The sequence below is a fragment of the Labilibaculum euxinicum genome, assembly GCF_963678175.1.
GTDB lineage: Bacteria > Bacteroidota > Bacteroidia > Bacteroidales > Marinifilaceae > Labilibaculum > Labilibaculum euxinus.
This window is the reverse complement of the sequence record NZ_OY782756.1, coordinates 4,649,355-4,673,327: the sequence shown is the minus strand read 5'-3', so window position 1 is coordinate 4,673,327 and position 23,973 is coordinate 4,649,355. Positions and strand designations below refer to the sequence as shown.

Below are 23,973 nucleotides of genomic sequence, written 5' to 3'. Positions count from 1 at the left end.
AAAATATGAAAATAAATAAAAATATAATAATAATATGTATTTGTGGGGTGTTATTAGGAGTGACTGGTTGTAATAACTATCTTGATATTAACACAGATCCTAATAATCCTACAGTTGCACCATTGGATCAGCTGACTTCTAAAATTCAGAAAGATGCTGCGGATACATATAACTCAGGAGATTTTTGGATGGCTAATTTCCTTGGAGTTTTTACACACCAAATAGTGGTTAGAGAAGAAGCAGATCAATATGGTCTATCGACTGGAAATAATTTTATTTCAAATTCTTGGTCGAATTTATACCTAACCAATACCAATTTGAACAGCTTAATTAGTACTGCTACGGATCAACGAAACATGATCTATGCTGGGATAGGAAAAATTATTCAAGTAGATGCTTTTAGCAAGGCTGTTGACATCTGGGGAGATATACCTTATTCAGAAGCTAATAAATTAGGTGAATCTATAATAGCTCCCACTTTTGATGATCAGGTTGAAATTTACACATCCTTGTTTGCGCTGTTGGATGAAGCTATTGCAAATTTGAACGATGAAACAGCCGAGAATAGTAAAACTCCTGGAGAGGATGATTTGATCTATGGTGGAGATGTTGAAATGTGGATAAAAGCAGCTAATACACTAAAATTGAAAATGTACAATAATGTACGTCTTTATCCTGCATTGTTTGATGCGACTGCTGTGAATTCGCTTATCTCAGGAGGAAATTTAATAAGTAAATTAGACGAAGATTTTGAGTTTAAATACTCATCTGCTTTAGCTCCAGTAGACGAAAGACATCCTTTGTTTGCGGCAGAATATGGAGGTGGGCAGATAACTCAGTATATAAGCCCTTGGTTCTATGAAATCATGATGGGAGTAAATCCAACTCCTTATTTTACCAGTGTTGAAGATCCTCGTATCCCTTACTATTGGTTTAATCAATTGACTGGAGGAGAATTAGCTCAGAATCCGATTGATTATCACGATCCTAATACCAATTTTGTTTCAATACGATTTGGTTCTATTGGTGATGGTCGTGATAGCGGACAAAGAGGATCAGGAACAATGGTAGGAATGTATATTTGTGGTGGGCGTTATGATGACGGAATGGGAAGCCCAGACGGAGACTTGGGTTCTAGCGATGGTACAGGAGTTGCTCCTTTCCAATATATTAATTATTACGAACGCTTATTTATTGAAGCTGAATTGATACAAGCAGGCGTTGTTACGGGTGATGCTAGTGCTAAACTACGAGAAGCTATAGTCGCAGCTTTTGCCAAAGTAGATGATATAGCTGAAAACAATCAATCATCTCAGTCTATTCCTGTATTATCTGGAACTACAGAGGTAACAGGTTATATTGATGATGTTATTGCTCTATTTGATGCTGCAACAGATGATCAAAAAATGGAAATCATAATGACTCAGAAGTGGATTGCCAGTTTTGGGAAATTTGCAGATCAGTACAATGATATTAGAAGAACAGGATACCCTATTTTGGCTAATCCTAATGGTACAAATGAATACCAAATTGATGCAGGGCAAAACTCTGACGGTGCACAAGGTGATCCATTACTTGATTCCGAAACAACTTTGGGGCGAGATTATCCTATTTCTATCTATTGGCCTGCAGGTGAGATTAATACAAACTCAAATGCGCCTGATCAGAAACAACAAGCGACGTATTCAATTTTTTGGGATAATTAATAAATATTAGAATTATGAAGAAAATACATATAATATCAATTTTTTTGATTGGACTGCTTCTTTCTTGTTCTACTTCAAATTTAGATCAGATTGATTTAGCAAAAAATTCTGCAGTTCCAAACTTCACTATTGATGATACAAAAGATGGTTTTATCGATAAGGCCGATCCTGCTTCAGGAGAAGTAGGTTTTGCATTAACCATAGAACAAGGTTCGGTTGCATCTGCAACCGTAAAGGTTGTGTATAATTCTGTTGCAGGAGATAGATTCTTTGCAACAGTTAGTGCTGATGTAAGTACATATCCTCAGAATGTTTCATTAACGGTTAATGAGATTGTAGACTTATTCCCACAGTTGGCAGATGCAACAGATTTAACTGCTGGAGATATTTTTAGCTTTTTTGCAGAGCTTACATTAACTGATGGCACTGTTATTCCGGGTTACAAGGAAGATGGACCTAATTACAGTGATGACGTAATTACTTCACCATTGTTCACGGCTATATTGAATTATACAGTTGCTTGTGGTTTGCAGGCACCTTTTACAGGGCAATACGCTCTTACGGATCCCGCAGGAAATTGGGGAGATCAAACGGTTACCGTTGTTTCGGAAGGGCCAACAGAAAGATCATTTGAAGCTTCTTTCTTTGGTTTTGATGGAATCCCATTTAATTTTAGTTTAATATGTGATCAAGTGATTATTTTGCAAACTTCATCTGGATTGGGTTGTGGTGGTCCTTCATGGGAATTTGGTCCTGATTCTGATAATGTTGCAACATTTGATCTAACAGATGATTCTACAATTACTCTTCAATTCTTAGATAATAATAAGAGTGCTTGTGGTGGAGGACCAGGTGCTTATCAAATGACTCTTACTAAACTATAGTAGTAATTAAGAATTAAGTGAGATTAATTCTAATGGTAATTTAAGTAAAGGGTTGTTCTTTTCGAACAACCCTTTTTTTATTTAGGACTAGTCAAGTTTTTAGTTGATTTACACTTAAAACCCATTTAACTCCATAGTAACGGTCGGAATCAACAATAATAAGCCCAATAAAATCAGGATTGCCATAAAACCGCCGATCCATTTTACCCATTTGTCGTAAGGAATTTTGGCAACACCCAATACACCGATCAAAACACCGGAGGTTGGTGTAATCATATTGGTGAAACCGTCACCAAATTGAAAAGCCATTACGGTTGCCTGACGCGATACACCAATTAAATCGGAGAATTGCGACATCATTGGCATGGTAAGAGCTGCTTTTGCCGAACCGGATGGAATGATGATGTTGATGAGGTTTTGAATTAGATACATCATGCTTACTGAAGCCATTTTCCCAAAATCATTCATCGATTGAGAGATGTAGTAAAGAATGGAATCGATGATGTGACCTTCTTTCAGAACGATTAGGATTCCACCTGCTAAGCCAACAATCATGGCTGCAGAAAGAATATCACGGGCGCCGTCAAGAAAAAGGTGGGTAATTTCGTTGGCTGTGTTATTGAAGGCAATACCTGAGAAAATTCCCATAGCAAAGAAAAGGGTGGCAATTTCCATGATGTACCAACCGTAGCCCATTACGCCGACAATCAGGAAGATAATTGTGAACAGAAGTAGGTTTAGGATATAAAAATGAACCGATTTGCGTAGTGACATTATTCCTGAAATGGCAAAAAGAGCTGTGATAATTGGCAGTACCATAAAGGTACTTTCGGAGTTTCCGATTTTCAGGGTACTGACAGGATAGTAGTAGGAAAAGCCAATCATAGAAACCAAGAGAACGATATAGGTTAGCCATGCTGATTTTGGTGTGTAATATTTAATTGCCTCCATATCGGTATCGTGATGCTTTCTCCAGTATTCATCATCGGTGTAAACCAATGATTTTGCAGGGTTTTTGCGAACTTTGGCCGCATATCGTAAGATGAAAGCAAAACCGATAAAATTAATCACCACCCAACAAAATAATCGGTACTCGATACCCGAGAACAATGGTAAGTTCGATAATCCTTGTGCAATACCAATGGTGAAAGGATTTAAAAGAGCTCCGGCAAAACCAAGTCCGGCAGCAACAAAGCAGATGGCTACACCTACAATTGAATCGTATCCCATTTTAATGGCCATGGGTACAAATATAATGGTGAAGGCTATGGTTTCCTCACTCATGCCGAAGGTAGCTCCAAAAATGCTAAATATGAGCATAATTAGCGTGAGAATAATGTTGTTGACCCCAATTTTTCGGATCAGTTTATTTTTCTCCAGTTTCTTGGTGAATTCCAGAAAAGAGTAGATTCCAATATCGATAGATTTGCTCGCATTCATGATCCAGAAAGCGCCGCCAATAACGAGAATAAACATGATGATGTCGGCTTTATCAACAAATCCTTTGAAAAAAGAAGAGAATATTTCCCATGACTGACCCTGGCTTTCGATTTGTTGGTAGGAATCCTGTACAATAACCTCGCGGTTGGTTCCATTAACATTTACGGCAGTTCGTTCGAATTCTCCGCCCGGAATTAGCCAGGTGAGAATGGCTGATAGAACGACTATAGCGAATACAATAACATAAGTATGCGGTATCTTTTTAAACATGATTTGTAGGTTTGTTGTAAGTTTTGATTGTTCTTGTAAAATTGAATGTGTAAAAATAGAAAAATATGAAGAGAATGGAAGCTTTGAATTTATTTTAAAAGGCAACTCGAAAAGGTTTGCAATTTGCTCTTTTTTCCCTAATATTTGCATTGTGATTTCCCAACTTTTTAGATTGTGAAAAGCAACAGATAGAAGTTGAGCAACTGAGCAATGATACAGTGCGTTAAGGATTGAAACAGATACCCCGAGTTGTGGGGGATTTTGTGGGGAAGAACGAGGAGTAGAAGAGAAAAGCCTGACCCGACCCAAGGAGGGAAACGCCCGGAAAGAAATATTGAGTTAAGAAAATATAGAGAATGGGGATTTCTCATGTCTCACATCTAATATCAAATATCTATAACATGAAGTTGTTAATAAGTAATATAAAGACATTAGTTCAGGTTGATACGGAAGCTCGTAAATGGGTTGCCGGAACCGATATGGCCAATTTGAATTGCATTGAAGATGCCTACTTGCTGATTGAAGGCGATAGAATTACTGATTTTGGTAAAATGGAAGACATTCCTGACTTTGATGACAAGGAAGGTTTTGATTGCATTGAGGAGTATGACGCTACGGGAAGAATGGTTTTTCCTAGTTTTTGCGATTCGCATACTCATTTGGTGTATGCGGGAAGTCGCGAAATTGAATATTCCGATAAAATTAAAGGTTTATCGTACGAAGAGATTGCCAAACGTGGCGGAGGAATTTTGAATTCGGCCAAATTGATGCACGAAGCAACGGAAGAGGAGTTGTACGAATCGGCCATGGAGCGAATTCACGAGATTATTAGTTTGGGAACCGGAGCTGTTGAAATTAAAAGTGGTTATGGCTTAACGCTTGCCGATGAATTGAAAATGCTTCGCGTGATTAAGCGCTTAAAGGAATCAACACCGCTTACTATCAAATCAAGTTTTTTGGGAGCACATGCTGTGCCTGCTGAATACATAGGCAGACAAGCTGAGTATGTTGATATGGTAATTAATGAAATGATACCCTTGGTTGCTGCTGAAGATTTAGCAGATTATATTGATGTATTTTGCGACAAAGGATTTTTTACGGTTGAAGAGACCGACCGGATTTTAAATGCAGGAATGAAACATGGCATGCGGGCTAAAATTCATGCCAACGAATTGGATTATTCAGGCGGAATTCAAGTAGGAGTGAAGTACAATGCACTTTCGGTGGATCATTTAGAGTTTGTTGGCGATGCCGAAATTGAAGCTTTAAAAGGATCGGAAACTATGCCTACTGTATTGCCCGGAGCGGCATTTTTCCTAAACATGGTTTGTTCGCCGGTGCGTAAAATGATGGATGCAGGATTGCCAATTGCTTTGGCATCCGATTTTAATCCTGGATCGTCGCCATCGGGAAATATGAAATTTATTATGTCGCTGGCCTGTATCAATTATAAAATGCTGCCACAGGAGGCTATTAATGCCACTACCCTAAATTCGGCTTATGCAATGGGCGTTGAGGATGAATTGGGAAGTATTGCCAAAGGGAAAATCGCCAATGTTTACATCACCAAAGAAATTCCTTCGGTGGAGTATATGCCCTATGCCTACGGAAGCAACCTGATTGATGTCGTGATTTTACGCGGGAAGGTGTTGTAAGGATAGAAGCGAGATATCAGATTTGAGATATGAGAGAGAAACTATCTCAATTTCTATATTGCAGAGTAGGTAAAACATCTCACCCTAACCCTCTCCTGCAGAAGAGGGAACAGAGCAGTAAACCGGCTCTAATGCAAAAATGAAGAAAAGCCCCCCTTCGTCTTTAGGAGAAGGGGGTGGGGGATGAGGTGACAAGAATAAAATATTAAAAACAACGAACAGTAACAACCAGACAGAGAGTTATGATTAAGGAGCTTGTTGGGGAAGAATTGAGTTTTCTCGTTTCTCACATCTTATTTCTCACATCTCATGTCTAATATCTATCACAACAATGAAAAAACTAATCGAATGTGTTCCTAATTTTTCTGAAGGGAACGACATGAATATCATTAAGCAGATTACCAACGAAATTGAATCTGTTGAAGGCGTACGTTTAATCGACGTTGATCCTGGGAAAGCAACCAACCGTACCGTAGTAACTATGGTGGGTACGCCCGATGAGGTTTGCGAAGCAGCCTTTCGGGCTGTAAAAAAAGCAGCCGAGTTAATCGATATGAGTAAGCACTCGGGTGCTCATCCTCGTTTTGGAGCTACCGATGTTTGTCCCTTGGTACCAGTTGCCAACATCAGTATGGAAGAGACTGTTGAGTACGCACACAAGTTGGCAAAACGCATTGGCGAAGAAGCAGGTGTTCCTGTTTATTGCTACGAAAGTGCAGCACGCACACCAGAACGTAAAAATTTAGCAGTTTGCCGTGCAGGCGAGTACGAAGCGGTTAAAGACAGAATTGGCACCGAGCAGTGGAAACCCGATTTCGGACCTGCCGAATTTACACCTGCAGTTGCAAAAAGCGGAGTAACTGCTGTTGGAGCGCGTAATTTTCTAATTGCTTACAATTTCAACTTAAATACCACCTCAACCCGTCGTGCCAATGCCATCGCATTCGATGTTCGCGAGCGTGGACGTACCTTGCGCGAAGGAAATCCGGCAACGGGAAAAATAGTGACCGATGAAAAAGGAAATCCGGTAATGATTCCTGGAACTCTTAAAGCCACTAAGGCAATCGGATGGTTTATCGAAGAATTTGGCGTTGCCCAGATTTCCATGAACATGACCGACCTAACTGTAACCTCTATTCACAAAGCATTCGACGAGGTTTGCGCTAAGGCTCAGGATCGTGGTATCCGTGTTACAGGATCGGAGTTGGTAGGTGTTGTGCCGTTAAAAGCGATGTTGGATGCCGGTAAGTATTACCTGCGCATGCAAGGCCGTTCAACCGGTATTGCCGATCGCGAAATCATTAAAATCGCAGTTAAATCGTTAGGACTGGATGAGTTGTACCCATTCGATGCCGACAAAAAAATTATCGAGTACATCCTCGAAGACAAAGATCAGAAGAAATTGGTTGACTTAAGTTTAACCGATTTTGTAAACGAAACAGCTTCCGAATCGATGGCTCCGGGTGGCGGATCAATTTCTGCCTACATGGGTGCTATGGGTGCCGCTTTGGGTTCAATGGTGGCTAACCTGTCGGCTCACAAGCCGGGATGGGATGATCGTTGGGAAGAGTTCTCCGATTGGGCTGAGCAAGGCAAATACTACCACAGCAAGCTGGTTCATTTGGTTGATGAGGACACCAACGCCTTCAACAAAATTATGGATGCTATTCGTTTGCCAAAGGGCACCGATGCTGAGAAAACTGCCCGTGCCGAGGCCATGGAAGAGGCCACGAAATTTGCAACTATGGTTCCTTTTCAAACCATGGAGCTGTGTTTGGGATCGATGGATGTTGCCAAAGCTATGGCCGAAATCGGAAATCCTAACTCGGTAACCGATGCCGGTGTTGGCGCATTGGCTGCCCGTTCGGGTGTGTTGGGTGCTTTCATGAATGTGAAGATTAACGCTGCCGATTTGCAGGACAAAGCCTGGGCTGCCGATATCATCGCCAAAGGACAGGCAATTGTTGATAAGACCATTGCTCTCGAAAACGAGATTGTAGCCATGGTAAACGCTAAAATTTAATACACTACATCATCATATTGGGGGATACGTTACGGCGTGTCCCTTTTTTATTTGCTTTTTTTGGTCACTCCATGGCATGATCCTACCCATTTTATTACATTCTTAATTACCAATTCTCAACTATTTGGGGGTTCCCCTTCGGGTCAGGTTTTCCGTTGAACTCCACGGCTAGCCTTCGTACCTCAGGCAATCCAATTTGAAGTGCCCCCTAAAAGTTGGACGGTTATAAAATAAATTAATAAGATTGAGTTCGGTATAAAAGCAAAGCTGTTCTGTCGTTACCATCCAGATTGTAAAAAAGCCTCACACAACCTTTTCAACTTGTTTAAGCATCATGGCTAGTTTATTGTTTGCGAATCTTATATTTTCAACATCTGGACAACCTCTTTTAATTCTGCCATTATCCCAATATTTCTCAGGGATTGAAAAAATTGTGGATATAAATGAAGCTTTAGTTTTGTGTCCTACAACTAAAATTATTGGGGAGGTGTTATCGTTTTTTGCTCGCTATGTATTTAATTTTAGTGTAGCTGTTTTATTGTCTCGTTTTTGTCGTGTTTTTATGCTTTTAAAGCTACAAAAAGCATCTTAAACCGCAATATTTAAGAGAAAATAAGACAAAATAAAAGCGGTTACTGAAGGAGTAACCGCTTGGTAATAAGTAATCTTACATTGTCGGGGCGAGAAGATTCGAACTTCCGACCCCGCGCCCCCCAGACGCGTACTCTAAACCTGGCTGAGCTACGCCCCGATATTGCAGGCAACAAATATAGTTTATGTCTAAGAATTGTCAAAATGAAAACAGCTGAAAGATTCGAGTTAATTGATGTGAACATCTACTTTTTCTATGAATAAACACACTTGTAGTTATCTAGATATTTTGTAGATTTGCTACTCGAAAACTTATTTAGAAACAGAATAATTAATATATATGGAATTTAAGTCAATGAATCTGAAGGATACCAATCCTTCTACACCTGAAGGGGATATGGAAAATGTAAAATGTCTGATTGTTGGATCTGGTCCTGCCGGATATACTGCAGCAATTTACGCCGCAAGAGCAAATTTGAATCCTGTTTTAATTGAAGGTTTGCAACCCGGAGGACAATTGACAACAACAACAGAGGTTGATAATTTCCCCGGATATGCAGATGGAGTTACCGGCCCGGTTATGATGGCTGATTTAAAAAAACAAGCGGAAAGATTTGGCACAGATTGTCGTTGGGGATTAGTAACTGAAGTAGATTTTTCTACTTATCCTCACAAGGTAATTGTTGATGGAAAGAAAATTATTATGGCAGAGACTGTTATTTTGGCAACAGGTGCTACCGCTAAATATTTAGGCTTTCCAACCGAAGAAAAATATATGGGCTCGGGAGTTTCAGCTTGTGCAACCTGCGATGGTTTCTTTTACCGTGGATTGGATGTTGCAGTAGTTGGAGGTGGCGATACAGCAGCAGAAGAAGCAACTTATCTGGCTGGTTTGTGTAAGAAAGTATATTTAATTGTACGTAAAGATTATTTAAGAGCTTCTAAGGCTATGCAGGATCGTGTTGCCCGAACAGAAAATATTGAAGTGCTTTATGAGCACAATACCAAAGAGCTTTATGGCGACGGTGTAGTGCAGGGGGCTAAGTTGATAAAGCGAATGGGAGAGGCCGATGAGACAGAAGTGGACATCAAAATAGATGGTTATTTTGTCGCAATCGGGCACACACCTAATTCGAAGATATTTAGTAAGTATTTAAAAACTGATGAGCAAGGATATGTATTGACAGAGCCGGATTCGACCAAAACAAATGTTCCCGGAGTGTTTGCAGCAGGAGATTTAAAAGATCCTCACTACCGTCAGGCAATTACTTCAGCAGGTTCAGGATGTATGGCAGCTATGGATGCTGAGAGATTTCTTTCTGAAAGAGAATAAATGCAAATTTTGTTAGATATAGATTACCCGATTACTTGTTAGTCGGGTAATTTTTTTGCAAAAAAAAACGACATTCGAAAGAATGTCGTTTATATTGTATTGTTTAGAATGCTATTGATTAAAAATATCAGCAAATTTCTCATTGCTGTATTTACCATCTTTCAATTTTTTAGCAACCTCTTTAAATGCATTAACAGTGTACTCAACATCTTCTATAGTGTGCATTGCAGTAGGAATCAATCTAAGCAGTAATTGTCCTTTAGGAATTACAGGGTAAACAACGATAGAACAGAAAATATTGTAATTCTCTCTTAAATCCATAGTTACCTGAGTTCCTTCAGCCACACTACCAGATAAATAAACTGGTGTTACAGGAGATTCTGTTACGCCAATGTTTAATCCGGCTTTAGTTAAACCAGTTTGCAGAGCATTGGTTACGTTCCAAAGTTTCTCACGCAATTCAGGAGAGTTTTTAAGTAACTCCAAACGTTTAATAGATCCTTCTACGATAGGCATTGGCAATGATTTCGCAAAAATCTGAGATCTCATTGTGTATCTAAGGTAAGTACCAACTTCTTCGCTGCAGGCGATAAAAGCACCAATACCGGCCATTGCTTTTGCGAAAGTACTGAAATGCAAATCTACTTTGTCTTCAACACCGAAATGTTCAATAGTACCAGCGCCGGTTTTTCCCATTACACCAAATCCATGAGCATCATCAACAAGTAAACGGAAGTTGAAATCATCCTTAAGAGCACAAATTTCATCTAATTTACCAAGGTCACCAGCCATTCCGAATACACCTTCAGTAATTACAAGAATTCCACCACCGGTTTTTTCAGTCCATTTGGTAGCTCTGTCTAATTCTTTACGAAGATTATCCATATCGTTATGAGGATAAACGAAGCGTTTTCCAACGTGAAGTCTCAATCCATCCATGATACATGCATGTGATTCAGAATCATAAACAATCACATCATGACGACCAACCATTGCATCAATAATAGAAACCATACCCTGGTAACCAAAATTCAAAAGAAATGCATCTGGTTTTCCAACAAAATCAGCCAGTTGAGCTTCCAGCTCTTCATGACGGCTTGTTTGTCCGGACATCATACGAGCTCCCATTGGATAGGCTAATCCCCATCTTGCAGCAGCTTCAGCATCTTCTTTTCTTACTTCAGGGTGATTTGCTAATCCGATATAGTTATTCAAACTCCATGTCAAAACTTCTTTCCCACGAAATTTCATTCTTGATCCTATTTCACCTTCCAATTTAGGAAATGCAAAATATCCATGAGCTTGCTTAGCGTATTGCCCTAGATTTCCTCTTTTTGATGTAACTTTGTCAAATATATCCACAGTCTATGCTTTTTTGAAATGTTTTAATTGCAACTGTGCAAAAGTAATGTTTTTTGGAATTTTAGCAATAAATTATAAAGAATTGTATAATATGAGTGGAAAGTATCCTATTTTTCGCTTGAAAACTATATCTTTGCAAAATGCAAAAAAATAGAGTAGCTATACCTATGAGAAAAATTGTTTATGTTTTTTTACTGTTCGCCTTTATTTTAGGTGGATGCAGCGATTACCAGAAATTGCTAAAGAGTAACGATAATCCTTTGAAATATAAGAAGGCTGTTGAATACTATAATGCAGAGGAATATGTAAAAGCTGCAACTCTTTTTGAGGAGTTATTGCCAATTTATCGGGGAACAAGCAAAGCGGAAACAATCAGCTACTATATTTCTTACTGTTCTTATGGTTCGGGAGATTATATTTCTGCTGGATATTTCTTCAGGAATTTCTTGAAAACATTTCCGGATAGTCCATATTCAGAAGAGAGTTTGTATATGAGTGCATATTGTTACTATTTGGAGTCACCAAAACCAAGGTTGGATCAGACATCAACAAAAGATGCGATTGATGCTTTTCAATTATACATTAACCGCTATCCGAATTCTACCAGAATTCCAAAGTGCAACGATTATATTGATGAGATGCAGGATAAGCTGGTGCTGAAATCATTCTTAAGTGCAAGAAATTATTATGACAGAGAACATTTTCCTGCAGCAATTGTTTCCTTGCAAAATGGATTGAAAGATTACCCTGGTTCTTCTTATCGGGAAGATTTAATGTTTATGTTGTTGGAATCTCGATATGAATTGGCCTTATTAAGTGTTGAAGACAAAAAAAGAGAAAGATACAATCTCGCAAAGGAAGAATATTTTTCTTTTGTTGATGAATTCCCTGAAAGTAAGTATCGAAAGCGTGCTGAAAAAATGATTGAAGGTATAGAAGCCTACTTGAGTAAGTTTAATACGAATATTTAAAATAGATCTAATTCTTTTATAGTATGGATTACAAGAAAACAAATGCAGCAAGTTCTACAATTACCCGTAACATGACTGAGTTAAGTGAAGAAGTGGGTAATGTTTACGAATCTGTAGTGATTATGGCAAAACGTTCTAATCAGATTGCTGTTGAACTGAAAAGTGAGCTGAATAAGAAGTTGCAGGAGTTTGCATCTTATACAGATAACTTGGAAGAGGTTTTTGAAAATCGCGAGCAAATTGAAATCTCTAAATATTACGAGAGATTGCCAAAGCCATCTTTAATCGCGGTTGAGGAATTTATTAATGGAGAAATCTATTACAGAAATCCTGCAAAAGAGGTACAAGCAGAAGATTAATCACAAAATAGTTTATTAGTTCCCTTTGCAGCAAAAGGGAACTTTTTATTTTTAAGTCTGATTTATGTTAAAAGATAAAAACATTATTCTTGGAGTTACCGCAAGTATTGCTGCTTATAAAGCCGCTTCTTTAGTGCGTTTATTGGTGAAAGAAGGAGCCAATGTAAAAGTGATCATGACTACCTATGCAAAGGAGTTTATTTCTCCTGTAACCATGGCCACCTTATCCAAAAATACCGTATTATCAGATTTCTTTAAGCATGATGATGGATCATGGAATAGTCATGTAGATCTAGGTATTTGGGCAGATTTATTGATTGTTGCACCAACTACGGCCAATACAATGGCTAAAATGGCAAATGGTATTTGTGATAATTTACTTTTAACAACTTATCTTTCAGCCAAGTGTCCGGTTATTCATACACCTGCAATGGATTTGGATATGTTTAAGCATCCTGCCACATTGCGAAATATGGAAATTTTAAGATCCTACGGCGATTTGTTTATAGAACCTTCGAGTGGTGAGTTGGCTAGTGGACTTTACGGAAAGGGAAGAATGGAAGAACCGGAAATTATCGTTAAGAAAATTATCGAATTTTTCGAATCTAAAAAAAAAAACTAAGCAATAAGAAGATTTTAATTACCACAGGACCAACTTACGAAAAAATTGATCCTGTGCGTTTTATTGGTAATTTTTCATCTGGAAAAATGGGCTTTTCAATAGCCGAAGAATTAGCTTCCCAAGGAGCTCAGGTTATCTTGGTAAGCGGACCTACCTCTTTAAGTACTCAAAATCAAAATATAAAACGTATTGATGTTGTTTCTGCTCGGGAAATGTACGAGGCATCGTTACGGGCATTTCCGTCTTGCGATGGTGGAATTATGACCGCTGCAGTGGCTGACTTTACACCTGTAACAACCGAAAATACTAAGGTGAAAAGAGGAAAGGAAAATTATACCATAGAGCTTACTCCCACAAAGGATATTGCTGCATCTTTGGGTAGCATTAAAACAATAAATCAATTTTTGGTCGGTTTTGCGTTGGAAACAAACGATGAAGAAACCAATGCCAAATTGAAGTTGGAGAAGAAAAATCTGGATTTCGTAGTTCTTAATTCTTTGAATGATAAAGGTGCCGGTTTTCAGTACGATACCAATAAGATAACAATAATAAATAAGCGTGGTGAGTGTAAAAAGTTCGGGTTGAAAAGTAAAGCAGAGGTGGCAAAAGATATCGTTAATGAATTGATTGCATATTATGAAGAATAAATATTGGTTCACTTCCGTTTAAATTTTTAACTTTAGCTGTTAACTTTTGAAATCGAATTATGCGAAAACTCATTGTATTGCTATTTGCTTTTATCATCTCCATTCCTTTGTTTTCTCAGGAGTTAAGGTGTAATGTTCAGATTGTGAGTCAGCAAATCCAGGGAACCAATAAACAGGTATTTAGAACGCTTCAGACTGCGGTTTACGAGTTTATGAATACCACGCGATGGACAGATCATGTTTATAGTTACGATGAGAGAATTGAATGTACGATTCTAATTAATTTAACCAATCAAATATCTGCCGATGAGTTTAAGGGCTCCGTTCAGGTTCAGGTTAGCCGGCCAATATTTAATTCTTCTTACAATAGTGTATTGCTAAATTTTAAGGACGATGATGTTCAGTTCAAGTACGTAGAGTATCAAACTTTAGAGTTCAACGAGGCAACTGCACCGACCAGTTTAACTGCGTTGTTATCTTACTATGCTTATATTGTTTTAGGTTTGGATTACGATACTTATTCGATGGATGGCGGGAGTGTTTATTACGCAAAAGCTGAGGCGATTGTAAATAAGATGCAAAATTCAAATGTAAAAGGTTGGAAGGCTTTCGAAAGTAGGAAAAACAGATATTGGTTAGTCGAGAACATATTAAACAATGCTTATAGCCCGGTTCGAGAGTGCCTTTATCGCTACCATCGTTTAGGGTTGGATAATATGGCAGAGCGTTTAACTGAATCCAGAGCCGAAATAGCAGAAAGTTTACGATTACTTCAGAAAGCATATAGAGCAAAACCAGGATCATTTATTCTTCAAATATTTTTTGATGCAAAAGCCGATGAGTTGGTGAATATTTTTTCAGAATCCTTTACAGATGAAAAGAAAAGGGTTTTTAATATACTCAGCGAAATTGATCCTGCCAATATTTCAAAATACAATAAAATAATAGGGCAAAAAGAAAAGTAATTCTATTTTAGGAATAAGCTTGTTTTGCCGAGTTACCATGATCATTTTTTAGATTCCTATGCTTCAATCCATATCAATTCAGAATTATGCTTTAATTACAAAGCTGGATATTGAATTTTCAGATGGTTTCTCAGTAATAACGGGAGAAACAGGTTCTGGTAAGTCAATACTTTTAGGAGCCTTATCCTTGGTTTTAGGTCAAAGAGCGGAGGTGAATGTACTTAAGGATAAAGAACAAAAGTGCATAATCGAAAGTTCATTTTCAATTGAAAGGTATCAATTAGAGAAGTTTTTTGCTGACAACGAATTGGATTACGAAAAGGAAACTCTGCTGCGAAGAGAAATACTTCCTAATGGTAAGAGCCGGGCTTTTGTGAATGATTCGCCTGTAAGTGTAAAAATTTTAAAAGAGTTAGGTTTGCGCCTGATTGATGTGCACAGCCAAAATCAGAATTTGGTGATTGGAAGTTTCGAATATCAGGTAGGAATTGTAGATACTTATGCAGGCAATTCGGAGATCTTAAAAAAGTATCAGGAGTACTTTGATAAATTCCAAAAGCTAAAGCAGGAGTTGCGTAAACAAGAAGAATTGGCCGCCAAGGAAAAAGCTGATTTGGATTATTTTCAGTTTCAATTGGAGCAATTGCTCGATGCAAAATTAGTTGCCGGAGAACAGATTGAAATGGAAGCTGAGTTGGAAACTCTGACTCATGCCGAGGAGATTAAGTCGGGTTTGGTTAAAGCGTACGAGAATCTGTCGGAAGGTGAATTTCCAATTGTTACGCAGTTGAAAGAGGCGCGGAATGCAGTAGCCCAAATCATAAACGTATTCCCGGATGCTGAAAGTTTTTTTGAACGACTGGAGAGTGCATATATCGAATTGAATGATCTTGCACAGGAATTGGATCGAAGTAATGAGTCTGTTGAATTGGATCCTTCAAGAATTGAATTTTTAAATCAGAAATTAGATGCTGTTTATTCCCTGCAACAGAAACATCATGTGAATTCTGTTGAAGAGCTAATTCAAATCAGGGAAGAATTGATACAAAAAGTGGATAAAATTGTTTCTGGTGATGATTTCATTGAAGATTTGAAGATGCAATTAAAAGCGCAGGAAGAATTGGTTATTAAGTCAGCTAAAAAGCTTACCGATAGTAGGGTAAAGGTAATTCCCGCTATTGAGAAAACAATCGTTTCACAGCTGGTTCAGCTCGGAATTCCCAACGCAAATTTTAAGATCTCTACACAGATTAAAGAAGATTTTCAGTATTTGGGATGTGATTATTTGAGTTTTCTGTTCAGTGCCAATAAGAATGGTCAGCTAGAGGAAGTGCAAAGAGTTGCTTCAGGGGGAGAGTTGTCCAGACTCATGTTGAGTATCAAGTATTTAATATCTTCGTCGACAGCATTGCCATCCATCGTTTTTGATGAAATTGACACGGGTGTTTCCGGTGAAATTGCAGCCAAAATGGGAACTATGATGAATAAAATGGCAGAAAATATTCAGGTAATCAGTATTACTCACCTTCCTCAGATAGCAGGAAAAGGAAAAAATCATTATAAGGTTTATAAGGCAGATGATGAGCTGGAAACCTATTCAAATATTGTACTTCTCGACCAGCAAAGCCGCATAGAAGAGCTTGCTAAAATGCTAAGCGGAGCTGACCTCACTCAGGCAGCTTTGGACAATGCTAAGGTGCTGTTATCTAATTAATTGTTTCACATTTTATCGAATTAAAGAATTTATTCAGTCTTAATTAATGAGCTTATTTAGGATCATTCTTAATTTAATGTGTTATCTTTGAAGCTGAAAAAAATGATAATTACTAAGTATGTCGTATAATTTATTAAAAGGAAAAAGAGGGATTATTTTTGGTGCCTTGAATGAAATGTCTATTGCATGGAAAGTTGCAGAACTTGCCGTGGCAGAAGGAGCTGAGATTGTTTTAACAAATACTCTTGTTTCCATCCGAATGGGTACAATTGATGAATTGGCTAAAAAATGTAATGCTCAGGTAATTCCTGCTGATGCTACAAGTCCCGAGGACTTGGAAGAGTTGTTTACAAAATCAATGGAGATTTTGGGTGGTAAGATTGACTTCGTTCTTCATTCAATCGGTATGTCGCCAAATGTTCGTAAAGGACTTGCTTACGATGAATTGAACTACGAGTACTTGAAAAAAACATTGGATATTTCGGCCATTTCATTTCACAAAGTATTGCAAACTGCAAAGAAACTTGATGCAATGGCTGAGTGGGGATCTGTAGTTGCTTTATCTTATGCGGCAGCACAAAGAACAATGTACGAATACAACGATATGGCTGATGCTAAATCGATGTTGGAATCGATCGCCAGAAGTTTTGGTTACATCTATGGACGTGAAAAAAGTGTGCGTATTAATACTATTTCGCAATCACCAACAATGACTACTGCCGGTAGCGGAGTTAAAGGATTCGATTCATTAATTGATTTCTCGGAACGAATGTCGCCCCTTGGAAATGCTACTGCTGAAGAATGTGCGAATTATTGCATCACTTTATTCTCAGATCTGACAAAGAAAGTTACCATGCAGAATTTATTTCATGACGGAGGTTTCTCAAGTATGGGCATGAGTTATAGAGCTATGAGCCAATACAATAAGAGTTTTAATCCTTGCGATTGTAAAGAATAATAAAAAGCTAAATATTATCTTTTGAATCCGGATTGAAAAATCCGGATTTTTTTTTGCGAAAAATCATGAATTCAAAAATGCGTAGATTTTTAAAATCTACTGATAATATGTACATTTGCCCTTACTTTTCAAAAATCAGAATTGTAAGAAAATAGCAAAACAAAAAATAGTTAATGACCACAAAGGCAACAAATATCCATCCTGTGTTTGATCGGATTTTAGGAAGGGAAGATAAAGAGGAGATTTTAAATCAGAATTCTAAGGTTATTTGGATGACTGGACTTTCCGGATCAGGTAAAACCACTATTGCTATCGGATTGGAGAAGGAACTTCAGAAAAGGGGGTTTTTAACCCAGATTCTTGATGGAGATAACATCCGAACAGGAATCAATAAAAATTTAGGCTTCTCGGAAGAAGACAGGACTGAAAATATCAGGCGAATTGCCGAGGTATCTAAGTTATTTCTGAATTGCGGTGTCATTACAATTAATTGTTTTGTGAGTCCTACTATTGACATTAGAGATGTAGCAAAGGAAATAGTTGGGAAAGAAGATTTTTTAGAGGTGTATGTAAATGCATCTTATAAAGTATGTGAAGAGAGAGATGTAAAAGGATTGTATAAAAAAGCCAGAAATGGGGAAATTAAAAATTTCACTGGCCTTGATTCACCTTTTGAAGCACCTGAGAATCCTTTTTTGGAAATCAAAACCTCTGAAATGACGCCTGTGGAGTCGGTGGAAAAAGTTATTGAAGCTATTTTACCTCGGTTAATAAGAAATTAGTGAAGTTGAAAACTAAGTAGACTTTGTTGTAAATGACTGTTTCAATAAATAGTCCGTTAGAAAGCAAATAAAATATTTTCGAATGAAGGAATACAATATTAATCATTTAAGAGAACTGGAAGCTGAATCTATTTTTGTGATTCGTGAAGTTGCTGCTCAATTTGAAAATCCGGTCATGTTATTTTCCGGAGGAAAAGATTCTATTATCATGTTTCACCTGGCTCGTAAGGCTTTTGCTCCTGCAAAGGTGCCTTTCCCAATGATGCATATTGATACGGGACATAATTTTGCAGAAACCATCGAGTTTAGAGATATGCTGATGGAGAAAACAGGAACCCGTATTATTGTGCGTTACGTTCAGGATTCTATTGATCAGGGAAAAGTTGCAGAAGAAACTGGATTTAATGCCAGTAGAAATAAGTTGCAAACAGTTACACTCTTGGATGGTATCGAAGATTTAAAAGTAGATTGCGCAATGGGCGGTGGTCGTCGCGATGAGGAGAAAGCAAGAGCTAAAGAACGTTTTTTCTCTCATAGAGATGAGTTCGGTCAGTGGGATCCAAAAAATCAGCGTCCTGAATTGTGGAACCTGTTTAACGGGAAGAAACATATTGGAGAACATTTTAGAGTATTTCCTATTTCGAATTGGACTGAAATGGATGTGTGGCAATACATCTATCTTGAAAATATTGAAATTCCTAATCTGTATTTTTCACACGAACGTGAAGTGTTTCAAAGAAATGGAACTCTTTTGGCTAAGAGTGATTGCATACCAATGCGTCCAGGAGAAAAGACGGAGAAAAGAATCGTTAGATTCCGTACCATTGGAGATGCTACTTGCACCGGAGCTGTTGAATCGGAGGCACATTCTTTAGAAGAAATTATCGAAGAAGTTGCAGCTACAAGAACAACCGAGCGTGGAACAAGAGCCGATGACAGAAGGTCGGAAGCTGCGATGGAAGATCGTAAGAAAGAAGGATATTTTTAAAAATTGAATGTGAGGCTAAAAGCTTGAAGCTGGAGGCTAAGAGAAAAATATAGTTATGTCAGAGAAATCAGCAGGATATTTAGATATGGAACTTTTACGATTCACCACAGCAGGAAGTGTTGATGACGGTAAGAGTACCCTTATTGGAAGATTATTATATGATAGTAAGGCCATTTTCGAAGATCAAATGGAAGCTATCGAAATCAGCAGTAAAAAAAGAGGTGATGAAGAAGTCGATCTCGCTTTGTTAACAGACGGTTTAAGAGCCGAACGTGAACAAGGAATAACCATTGATGTTGCATACCGTTATTTTGCAACACCAAAACGAAAGTTTATTATTGCCGATACTCCAGGACACATTCAGTATACCCGAAACATGGTTACGGGTGCGTCTACTGCGAATGCCGCATTAATTTTGGTTGATGCACGTAATGGTGTAATTGAACAGACACTTCGTCATTCATACATTGCCAATTTACTGCAAATACCACATATTATTGTGTGTATCAATAAAATGGATTTGGTTGACTATTCGCAAGAGACTTACGATAGAATTAAGGCTGATTACCAAAAAACGATTGTTGATAAATTGAACATTAAAGATGTTCGTTTTATTCCTATCTCGGCAAAATTGGGTGATAATGTGGTGGATGCATCAACTAAAATGGGTTGGTATTCCGGTACTCCATTGTTGGATCTTCTGGAAAATATTAAAATCGTTGATGATCGTAATCATGGAGATTCAAGATTACCTGTTCAGTATGTAATTCGTCCGCAATCTGATGAGTTTCACGATTATCGTGGATATGCCGGTAGGGTAGCAAGTGGTGTTTTTCATCCTGGCGATAAGGTTCGGATTTTACCTTCGGGAATTGAAACAACTATTGAGGCTATTGATTCTTTTACCGGAGAACAGGAGGTTGCTTTTACTCCTCAATCAGTAACATTACGATTAAGTGACAATATTGATATTTCAAGAGGAGATATGATTGTTGACGCGAATAATGTACCGAATGTTAGTCAGGAATTTGAGGCAATGCTTTGCTGGATGAATGAACGGGCTATGATGCCTCGTGGAAAGTATACAATTAAGCACACTACCAACGAAACCCGTTGTATGATTCGTGATGTGAAGTTTAAAGTTAATGTTGATACTTTGGATGAAGTAACAGATGATAAAGTAGTTGGGTTAAATGATATTGCGTGCGTATCTTTTAAGGTTGCCAAACCATTGTTTTTCGATTCGTATAAAAAGAACCGTTTAACGGGAAGTTTTATTCTTATTGATGAAGGAACCAATGAAACGGTTGCTGCCGGGATGATCTTATAAAATCCAATTGTTGGATTACAAGATGGCTGAGACAATTGTTTCAGCCATTTTTTTTGCAATAAAAAAGAGGTTGCTATAATAGCAATCTCTTTTAGATATAGTAGTAGTGTTCTTAAAATTTGAATCCAAAGGTCATTCGAACCTGATGGTTTGTATTGTTCAGGCTAACTATATCATTACTGCCTGAGTAAAGAACAAAATCTTCATCGTACTCTTTATATTGATAGGCCATATCGAAGAAGAAGTTGTTTTGTTTAATTCCAAAACCTGCAGAGTAAGTGTTGTAGCCTTCATCAATAAAACTCTTGTAAGGATCTCCGATTTTAGCGTATCCACCGCGTATACTTATATTAGGAGTAAGGCGGTATTCGGCACCAATTCTTAAATTAGAAGTTGAACGGTACGAGTTAGCAATGTCTTGATTTTCGTTCATTAAATCACCTGCATCACTGTCGTTAAATTCGGCATTAGAGTAATCAATCATTTCGTAATCAACGCTAAGTACACCTTTTTGGCCAAATAGGTAGGCTGCACTAAGAATTGTTCTAAACGGAGTTTCAAGATCGTAACTGGTTCTTGATACAAACTCCGACTTGAAGGCATGATATGCATCTCCGTCTTCAGGAAATGCATCAGGAATATTTGGATCAAATTCTGAACTTACTGATGTATCATAGGTTTCGTCAAGATTATAAAATGTAGGAGTATGAATTGCCGCACCCACTCTTAAACTGTTTGTGATTTTATAGATCGCTCCAAATTTAAAATTAACACCAACACCCGATGTTGTCATGTATTCATTAAAGGTGAATTCATTTAATGATGTAATGTTATCAGCAAGAGAAAATTCTGAATAAGAGGTTGTTGATTTGTGGTATAAATCTTGAATGCCAACAGTTGCTCCTAAATACAATTTGTGTCCGTAATTAGCACCAAAAGAGAGTACGTATTCACCAATGTATCCTTTCTCGTCAACACGTTTTTGCTGATCCATACGATCATTTCCGAAGAGTACCGATTGATAGTTTAAATCATCATCATTGTTGATGAGATACGTATCGTAAGCAAGTTTTTCTTCAAAAGAGTACAGGTTGTCCGGAGAGTTGCCGGCGGCCAAATCGGCCCACTTATCAAGCAATGAAGTTCCTGAATTTAAATTGAATAAATATCCTTCACGATTGAAATTTGCAATTCGGTTGTAGCCAATTCCAAAGTTGAAATTTTGCCATCCTTTTTCAGGTGCTATTCTCGGAACATAACTAGCTACGTAGCCGACATTGCCTATGGTAAAACTATACTTATCTTCAGAAAAACCATTGTTTTTTGATTCAGTATATTCAATGGAAGGAGTAAATGTAAATTCAGAACTTCTGTAAACACCAATACCTGCAGGATTTATACTTAGGCTTGAAAAGTCGCCTCCTAAAGCGCCAAAAGCGCCGCCCATGGCGGTTGAACGCGCAGTTCCGTTAAATTCTTGTCTCGAATATTTTAGTGCATTATCTACACTCTGAGAATACGAAGTTCCTGCTATTAGGGACAAGATGAGCAAAAAAGTATATCGTTTCATAAAAAAGTATTTTAAAGTAATGTCTTGTGTTATTCTGATCAAAAGTTGCAACCATTCAATTAAGAGAGTAAGCTGAAAAGTTATATCAGATTTAGGGTGATCGTAAATTTGTTTTTGTTGGTTTTTTATATCCACCGGAGTATGGAGAACAAAACTCCGGTGATTATATTTTATCTTCTTCTTCTTGTATTTCCCGAATTGCTTGAATTCGAACTTCCGCTTGATGATCTAGAGCTTCCACTTGATGATCTTATTGAACTTCCTGATGATCCGGAGCTGCTTCTGGAAGAGCGAACCGATGACCCAGATGATCCTGATGATCTTCTTGTTCCGCTGTTACTGTAACTGGAATTGGATCTAGAAGAACCTGATCTGTATGATGGTCTGGACGAATTATTTTTCACTTTAGAATAAGACGATCTTGTCGACGATTTTGAATAATTCGATTTGTTCGAATTTGAAGATCGGTTATAAGAAGGTCGTGTATTCGTTTGTGGTTTATTATAACTTGGCGACGAACTTCTACGGGTATTAGAATAACTATTTCTATTTTGATTGGTATTTCCGTTGGAATAATTACTTCTGGTATTTGTCCTTGTTCTTGTTGCAGGAGTAGTTCCATAAGTAGATCTTCTGCCTGATGTGCCATTTAATACAGTTCTTCTTGTTCCGTAAGAATTTCCATTGCCTGAGCTGTAACGAGCTGCAGCATTACTCCTTCTGATATCATTGGCAACTGAGCTTGTTGATCTTCTGCTTGTACTTACAGTACCAGCTTTCGTGCTTGAAGCCGCAGACCTTCGGGTTGACGCCGATACCGCACTTGCGCTTGTTCGTCTGGAGGCACTTGCATTAGTTGCAGTTCCTGCCTTATAATTATTTGATCTTCTTTTTCCATCATAAGTTGAAGAGGCATAATTATGATATCCGTGGTGGCCATAATATCCATGATGCCCGTAGTAACCATAGTGTCCATAGTATGGATAGTAGCTTCCGTAGTAGTGATTTGAGAATCCCCAGCCGAAATTCAAATCCCAATACCAGCTGTCGCCGAAGCCCATGTTAAATCCCCAATAGGAATTATAGCCATAGTTTCCGTATGGATAGTTGTAAGCAAACAGATTACCGTATCTCATTGTGGAATAATTATATCCATTGTAAAAGCGGTAATTTGTCCATGTTGGAGTCCACCATACATTGTTTCCGTCAACGTAAACATTCCAGTCAGGATCTCCGGCCAGCCACATGGCGGTATTGTAACCACTGTTATCGTAGTAACCAAATCCCTGAGGATACATGTCCCGTAAACGTTGAGCTTCTTCCTGATCCCGTTCCGAACCAGAAAATCCACCTAAGTAATAACCAGAATCACCTTCGTAAATCACTGTGTCAACACTACCAATTGACTCATCATTTAATATTTCGGTGTATTTTTGTTGTAATGCATCAAAATTACGATCATCAAGAGCTTCCGATTCCATGTTTGGATTGGTTTTTGTTGATGATTGTGTTGCAGTTGCCGGAGCTAAAGAATTGCTCTTTTGAACAGCAGGGGAATTGGCTTCAACTTTTTGAACTAATAAAGGAGCCTGATTAGGATTGTAATACAAATCATCTTCGTAAACCGCTGTTCCCATATAAGATGGGGAGCAACTGGTTGCAAAGAATGCTGTAATGAGTAGAATTTTTAAATAGGTTTTCATCGCTTGTCCTCCAATAATGAATTATCTAAGATTATTTTTTACTTTTGTAAGGAATTATAACTACCCTAAAAGTAGCAAATACCATACCAAAACGATATAT

The 23,973-nt window shown here is 38.0% G+C and carries 20 protein-coding genes and 1 tRNA gene; 16 read left to right on the top strand and 5 right to left on the bottom strand.

What is annotated here, in order from left to right:
- Window positions 1-5: 5 nt before the first annotated feature.
- Window positions 6-1,706 carry a SusD/RagB family nutrient-binding outer membrane lipoprotein gene (locus tag ACY0M5_RS18395; RefSeq protein ID WP_461630176.1) on the top strand — a complete coding sequence of 567 codons (1,701 nt, stop codon included), beginning with the start codon at window positions 6-8 and terminating at the stop codon, window positions 1,704-1,706.
- 14 nt (window positions 1,707-1,720) lie between these two features.
- Window positions 1,721-2,590, top strand: coding sequence for a hypothetical protein (locus ACY0M5_RS18390; RefSeq protein WP_461630175.1), 870 nt, complete (start codon window positions 1,721-1,723; stop codon window positions 2,588-2,590).
- 114 nt (window positions 2,591-2,704) lie between these two features.
- On the opposite strand, the gene ACY0M5_RS18385 is transcribed toward ACY0M5_RS18390, so the two are convergent.
- Entirely contained in the window at window positions 2,705-4,300 is a 1,596-nt protein-coding gene (locus tag ACY0M5_RS18385) for a YfcC family protein (protein ID WP_461630174.1), read from the bottom strand.
- Between the two features lie 401 nt (window positions 4,301-4,701).
- On the opposite strand from ACY0M5_RS18385, the gene hutI reads away from it, so the two are divergent.
- From hutI to ACY0M5_RS18370, 3 genes are all read left to right on the top strand, one after another.
- Window positions 4,702-5,955 carry an imidazolonepropionase gene (gene hutI, locus ACY0M5_RS18380; protein ID WP_461630173.1) on the top strand — a complete coding sequence of 418 codons (1,254 nt, stop codon included), beginning with the start codon at window positions 4,702-4,704 and terminating at the stop codon, window positions 5,953-5,955.
- A 331-nt stretch (window positions 5,956-6,286) separates the two neighbouring features.
- Entirely contained in the window at window positions 6,287-7,978 is a 1,692-nt protein-coding gene (ftcD, locus tag ACY0M5_RS18375) for a glutamate formimidoyltransferase (protein WP_461630172.1), read from the top strand.
- Between the two features lie 334 nt (window positions 7,979-8,312).
- The gene (locus ACY0M5_RS18370; protein ID WP_461630171.1) at window positions 8,313-8,570 is read left to right on the top strand and encodes a hypothetical protein; all 258 of its coding nucleotides are present in this window, start codon (window positions 8,313-8,315) and stop codon (window positions 8,568-8,570) included.
- Window positions 8,571-8,653: 83 nt separating this feature from the next.
- Here the strand turns inward: ACY0M5_RS18370 and ACY0M5_RS18365 are convergent.
- Window positions 8,654-8,729, bottom strand: a tRNA-Pro gene (locus tag ACY0M5_RS18365).
- A 180-nt stretch (window positions 8,730-8,909) separates the two neighbouring features.
- On the opposite strand from ACY0M5_RS18365, the gene trxB reads away from it, so the two are divergent.
- A complete protein-coding gene (gene trxB / locus ACY0M5_RS18360) occupies window positions 8,910-9,902 on the top strand; it encodes a thioredoxin-disulfide reductase (RefSeq protein ID WP_197092578.1) in 993 nt (330 codons plus the stop codon).
- Between the two features lie 111 nt (window positions 9,903-10,013).
- On the opposite strand, the gene ACY0M5_RS18355 is transcribed toward trxB, so the two are convergent.
- Window positions 10,014-11,264, bottom strand: coding sequence for an aminotransferase class I/II-fold pyridoxal phosphate-dependent enzyme (locus ACY0M5_RS18355; RefSeq protein ID WP_461630170.1), 1,251 nt, complete (start codon window positions 11,262-11,264; stop codon window positions 10,014-10,016).
- A 167-nt stretch (window positions 11,265-11,431) separates the two neighbouring features.
- Here ACY0M5_RS18355 and ACY0M5_RS18350 point away from each other — a divergent pair, with 167 nt between their 5' ends.
- The 10 genes from ACY0M5_RS18350 to ACY0M5_RS18305 all read left to right on the top strand — a co-directional run bounded on the left by ACY0M5_RS18350 (window position 11,432) and on the right by ACY0M5_RS18305 (window position 20,600).
- A complete protein-coding gene (locus ACY0M5_RS18350) occupies window positions 11,432-12,235 on the top strand; it encodes an outer membrane protein assembly factor BamD (RefSeq protein ID WP_124991197.1) in 804 nt (267 codons plus the stop codon).
- A 23-nt stretch (window positions 12,236-12,258) separates the two neighbouring features.
- Entirely contained in the window at window positions 12,259-12,594 is a 336-nt protein-coding gene (locus tag ACY0M5_RS18345) for a DNA-directed RNA polymerase subunit omega (protein WP_124991196.1), read from the top strand.
- Between the two features lie 64 nt (window positions 12,595-12,658).
- Window positions 12,659-13,216, top strand: coding sequence for a flavoprotein (locus ACY0M5_RS18340; protein WP_225441296.1), 558 nt, complete (start codon window positions 12,659-12,661; stop codon window positions 13,214-13,216).
- 53 nt (window positions 13,217-13,269) lie between these two features.
- The gene (locus ACY0M5_RS18335) at window positions 13,270-13,863 is read left to right on the top strand and encodes a phosphopantothenoylcysteine decarboxylase (RefSeq protein ID WP_317163300.1); all 594 of its coding nucleotides are present in this window, start codon (window positions 13,270-13,272) and stop codon (window positions 13,861-13,863) included.
- Between the two features lie 59 nt (window positions 13,864-13,922).
- On the top strand, window positions 13,923-14,828 hold the full coding sequence (porD, locus tag ACY0M5_RS18330) for a type IX secretion system protein PorD (RefSeq protein WP_461630169.1): 906 nt from the start codon (window positions 13,923-13,925) through the stop codon (window positions 14,826-14,828).
- A 58-nt stretch (window positions 14,829-14,886) separates the two neighbouring features.
- A complete protein-coding gene (gene recN / locus ACY0M5_RS18325; RefSeq protein WP_461630168.1) occupies window positions 14,887-16,542 on the top strand; it encodes a DNA repair protein RecN in 1,656 nt (551 codons plus the stop codon).
- A gap of 118 nt (window positions 16,543-16,660) precedes the next feature.
- Window positions 16,661-17,500 carry an enoyl-ACP reductase FabI gene (locus tag ACY0M5_RS18320; RefSeq protein WP_461630167.1) on the top strand — a complete coding sequence of 280 codons (840 nt, stop codon included), beginning with the start codon at window positions 16,661-16,663 and terminating at the stop codon, window positions 17,498-17,500.
- Window positions 17,501-17,673: 173 nt separating this feature from the next.
- On the top strand, window positions 17,674-18,282 hold the full coding sequence (gene cysC / locus ACY0M5_RS18315) for an adenylyl-sulfate kinase (protein ID WP_461630166.1): 609 nt from the start codon (window positions 17,674-17,676) through the stop codon (window positions 18,280-18,282).
- A gap of 82 nt (window positions 18,283-18,364) precedes the next feature.
- Window positions 18,365-19,270 carry a sulfate adenylyltransferase subunit CysD gene (cysD, locus tag ACY0M5_RS18310; protein ID WP_101310541.1) on the top strand — a complete coding sequence of 302 codons (906 nt, stop codon included), beginning with the start codon at window positions 18,365-18,367 and terminating at the stop codon, window positions 19,268-19,270.
- 55 nt (window positions 19,271-19,325) lie between these two features.
- Window positions 19,326-20,600: a sulfate adenylyltransferase subunit 1 gene (locus ACY0M5_RS18305; RefSeq protein WP_461630165.1), complete on the top strand. Its 1,275-nt coding sequence runs from the start codon at window positions 19,326-19,328 to the stop codon at window positions 20,598-20,600.
- Window positions 20,601-20,712: 112 nt separating this feature from the next.
- Here ACY0M5_RS18305 and ACY0M5_RS18300 read toward each other — a convergent pair whose 3' ends face one another.
- The gene (locus ACY0M5_RS18300) at window positions 20,713-22,170 is read right to left on the bottom strand and encodes an OmpP1/FadL family transporter (protein ID WP_461630164.1); all 1,458 of its coding nucleotides are present in this window, start codon (window positions 22,168-22,170) and stop codon (window positions 20,713-20,715) included.
- 170 nt (window positions 22,171-22,340) lie between these two features.
- A complete protein-coding gene (locus ACY0M5_RS18295) occupies window positions 22,341-23,873 on the bottom strand; it encodes a hypothetical protein (RefSeq protein WP_461630163.1) in 1,533 nt (510 codons plus the stop codon).
- Window positions 23,874-23,973: the final 100 nt, after the last annotated feature.

Excerpts from the sequence above, each read along its gene's own strand:
- ACY0M5_RS18395 (WP_461630176.1), top strand. The coding sequence starts at position 6 with ATGAAAATAAATAAAAATATAATAATAATATGTATTTGTGGGGTGTTA.
- ACY0M5_RS18390 (WP_461630175.1), top strand. The coding sequence starts at position 1,721 with ATGAAGAAAATACATATAATATCAATTTTTTTGATTGGACTGCTTCTT.
- ACY0M5_RS18385 (WP_461630174.1), bottom strand. The coding sequence starts at position 4,300 with ATGTTTAAAAAGATACCGCATACTTATGTTATTGTATTCGCTATAGTC.
- hutI (WP_461630173.1), top strand. The coding sequence starts at position 4,702 with ATGAAGTTGTTAATAAGTAATATAAAGACATTAGTTCAGGTTGATACG.
- ftcD (WP_461630172.1), top strand. The coding sequence starts at position 6,287 with ATGAAAAAACTAATCGAATGTGTTCCTAATTTTTCTGAAGGGAACGAC.
- ACY0M5_RS18370 (WP_461630171.1), top strand. The coding sequence starts at position 8,313 with ATGGCTAGTTTATTGTTTGCGAATCTTATATTTTCAACATCTGGACAA.
- trxB (WP_197092578.1), top strand. The coding sequence starts at position 8,910 with ATGGAATTTAAGTCAATGAATCTGAAGGATACCAATCCTTCTACACCT.
- ACY0M5_RS18350 (WP_124991197.1), top strand. The coding sequence starts at position 11,432 with ATGAGAAAAATTGTTTATGTTTTTTTACTGTTCGCCTTTATTTTAGGT.
- ACY0M5_RS18345 (WP_124991196.1), top strand. The coding sequence starts at position 12,259 with ATGGATTACAAGAAAACAAATGCAGCAAGTTCTACAATTACCCGTAAC.
- ACY0M5_RS18340 (WP_225441296.1), top strand. The coding sequence starts at position 12,659 with ATGTTAAAAGATAAAAACATTATTCTTGGAGTTACCGCAAGTATTGCT.
- porD (WP_461630169.1), top strand. The coding sequence starts at position 13,923 with ATGCGAAAACTCATTGTATTGCTATTTGCTTTTATCATCTCCATTCCT.
- recN (WP_461630168.1), top strand. The coding sequence starts at position 14,887 with ATGCTTCAATCCATATCAATTCAGAATTATGCTTTAATTACAAAGCTG.
- ACY0M5_RS18320 (WP_461630167.1), top strand. The coding sequence starts at position 16,661 with ATGTCGTATAATTTATTAAAAGGAAAAAGAGGGATTATTTTTGGTGCC.
- cysC (WP_461630166.1), top strand. The coding sequence starts at position 17,674 with ATGACCACAAAGGCAACAAATATCCATCCTGTGTTTGATCGGATTTTA.
- cysD (WP_101310541.1), top strand. The coding sequence starts at position 18,365 with ATGAAGGAATACAATATTAATCATTTAAGAGAACTGGAAGCTGAATCT.
- ACY0M5_RS18305 (WP_461630165.1), top strand. The coding sequence starts at position 19,326 with ATGTCAGAGAAATCAGCAGGATATTTAGATATGGAACTTTTACGATTC.
- ACY0M5_RS18300 (WP_461630164.1), bottom strand. The coding sequence starts at position 22,170 with ATGAAACGATATACTTTTTTGCTCATCTTGTCCCTAATAGCAGGAACT.
- ACY0M5_RS18295 (WP_461630163.1), bottom strand. The coding sequence starts at position 23,873 with ATGAAAACCTATTTAAAAATTCTACTCATTACAGCATTCTTTGCAACC.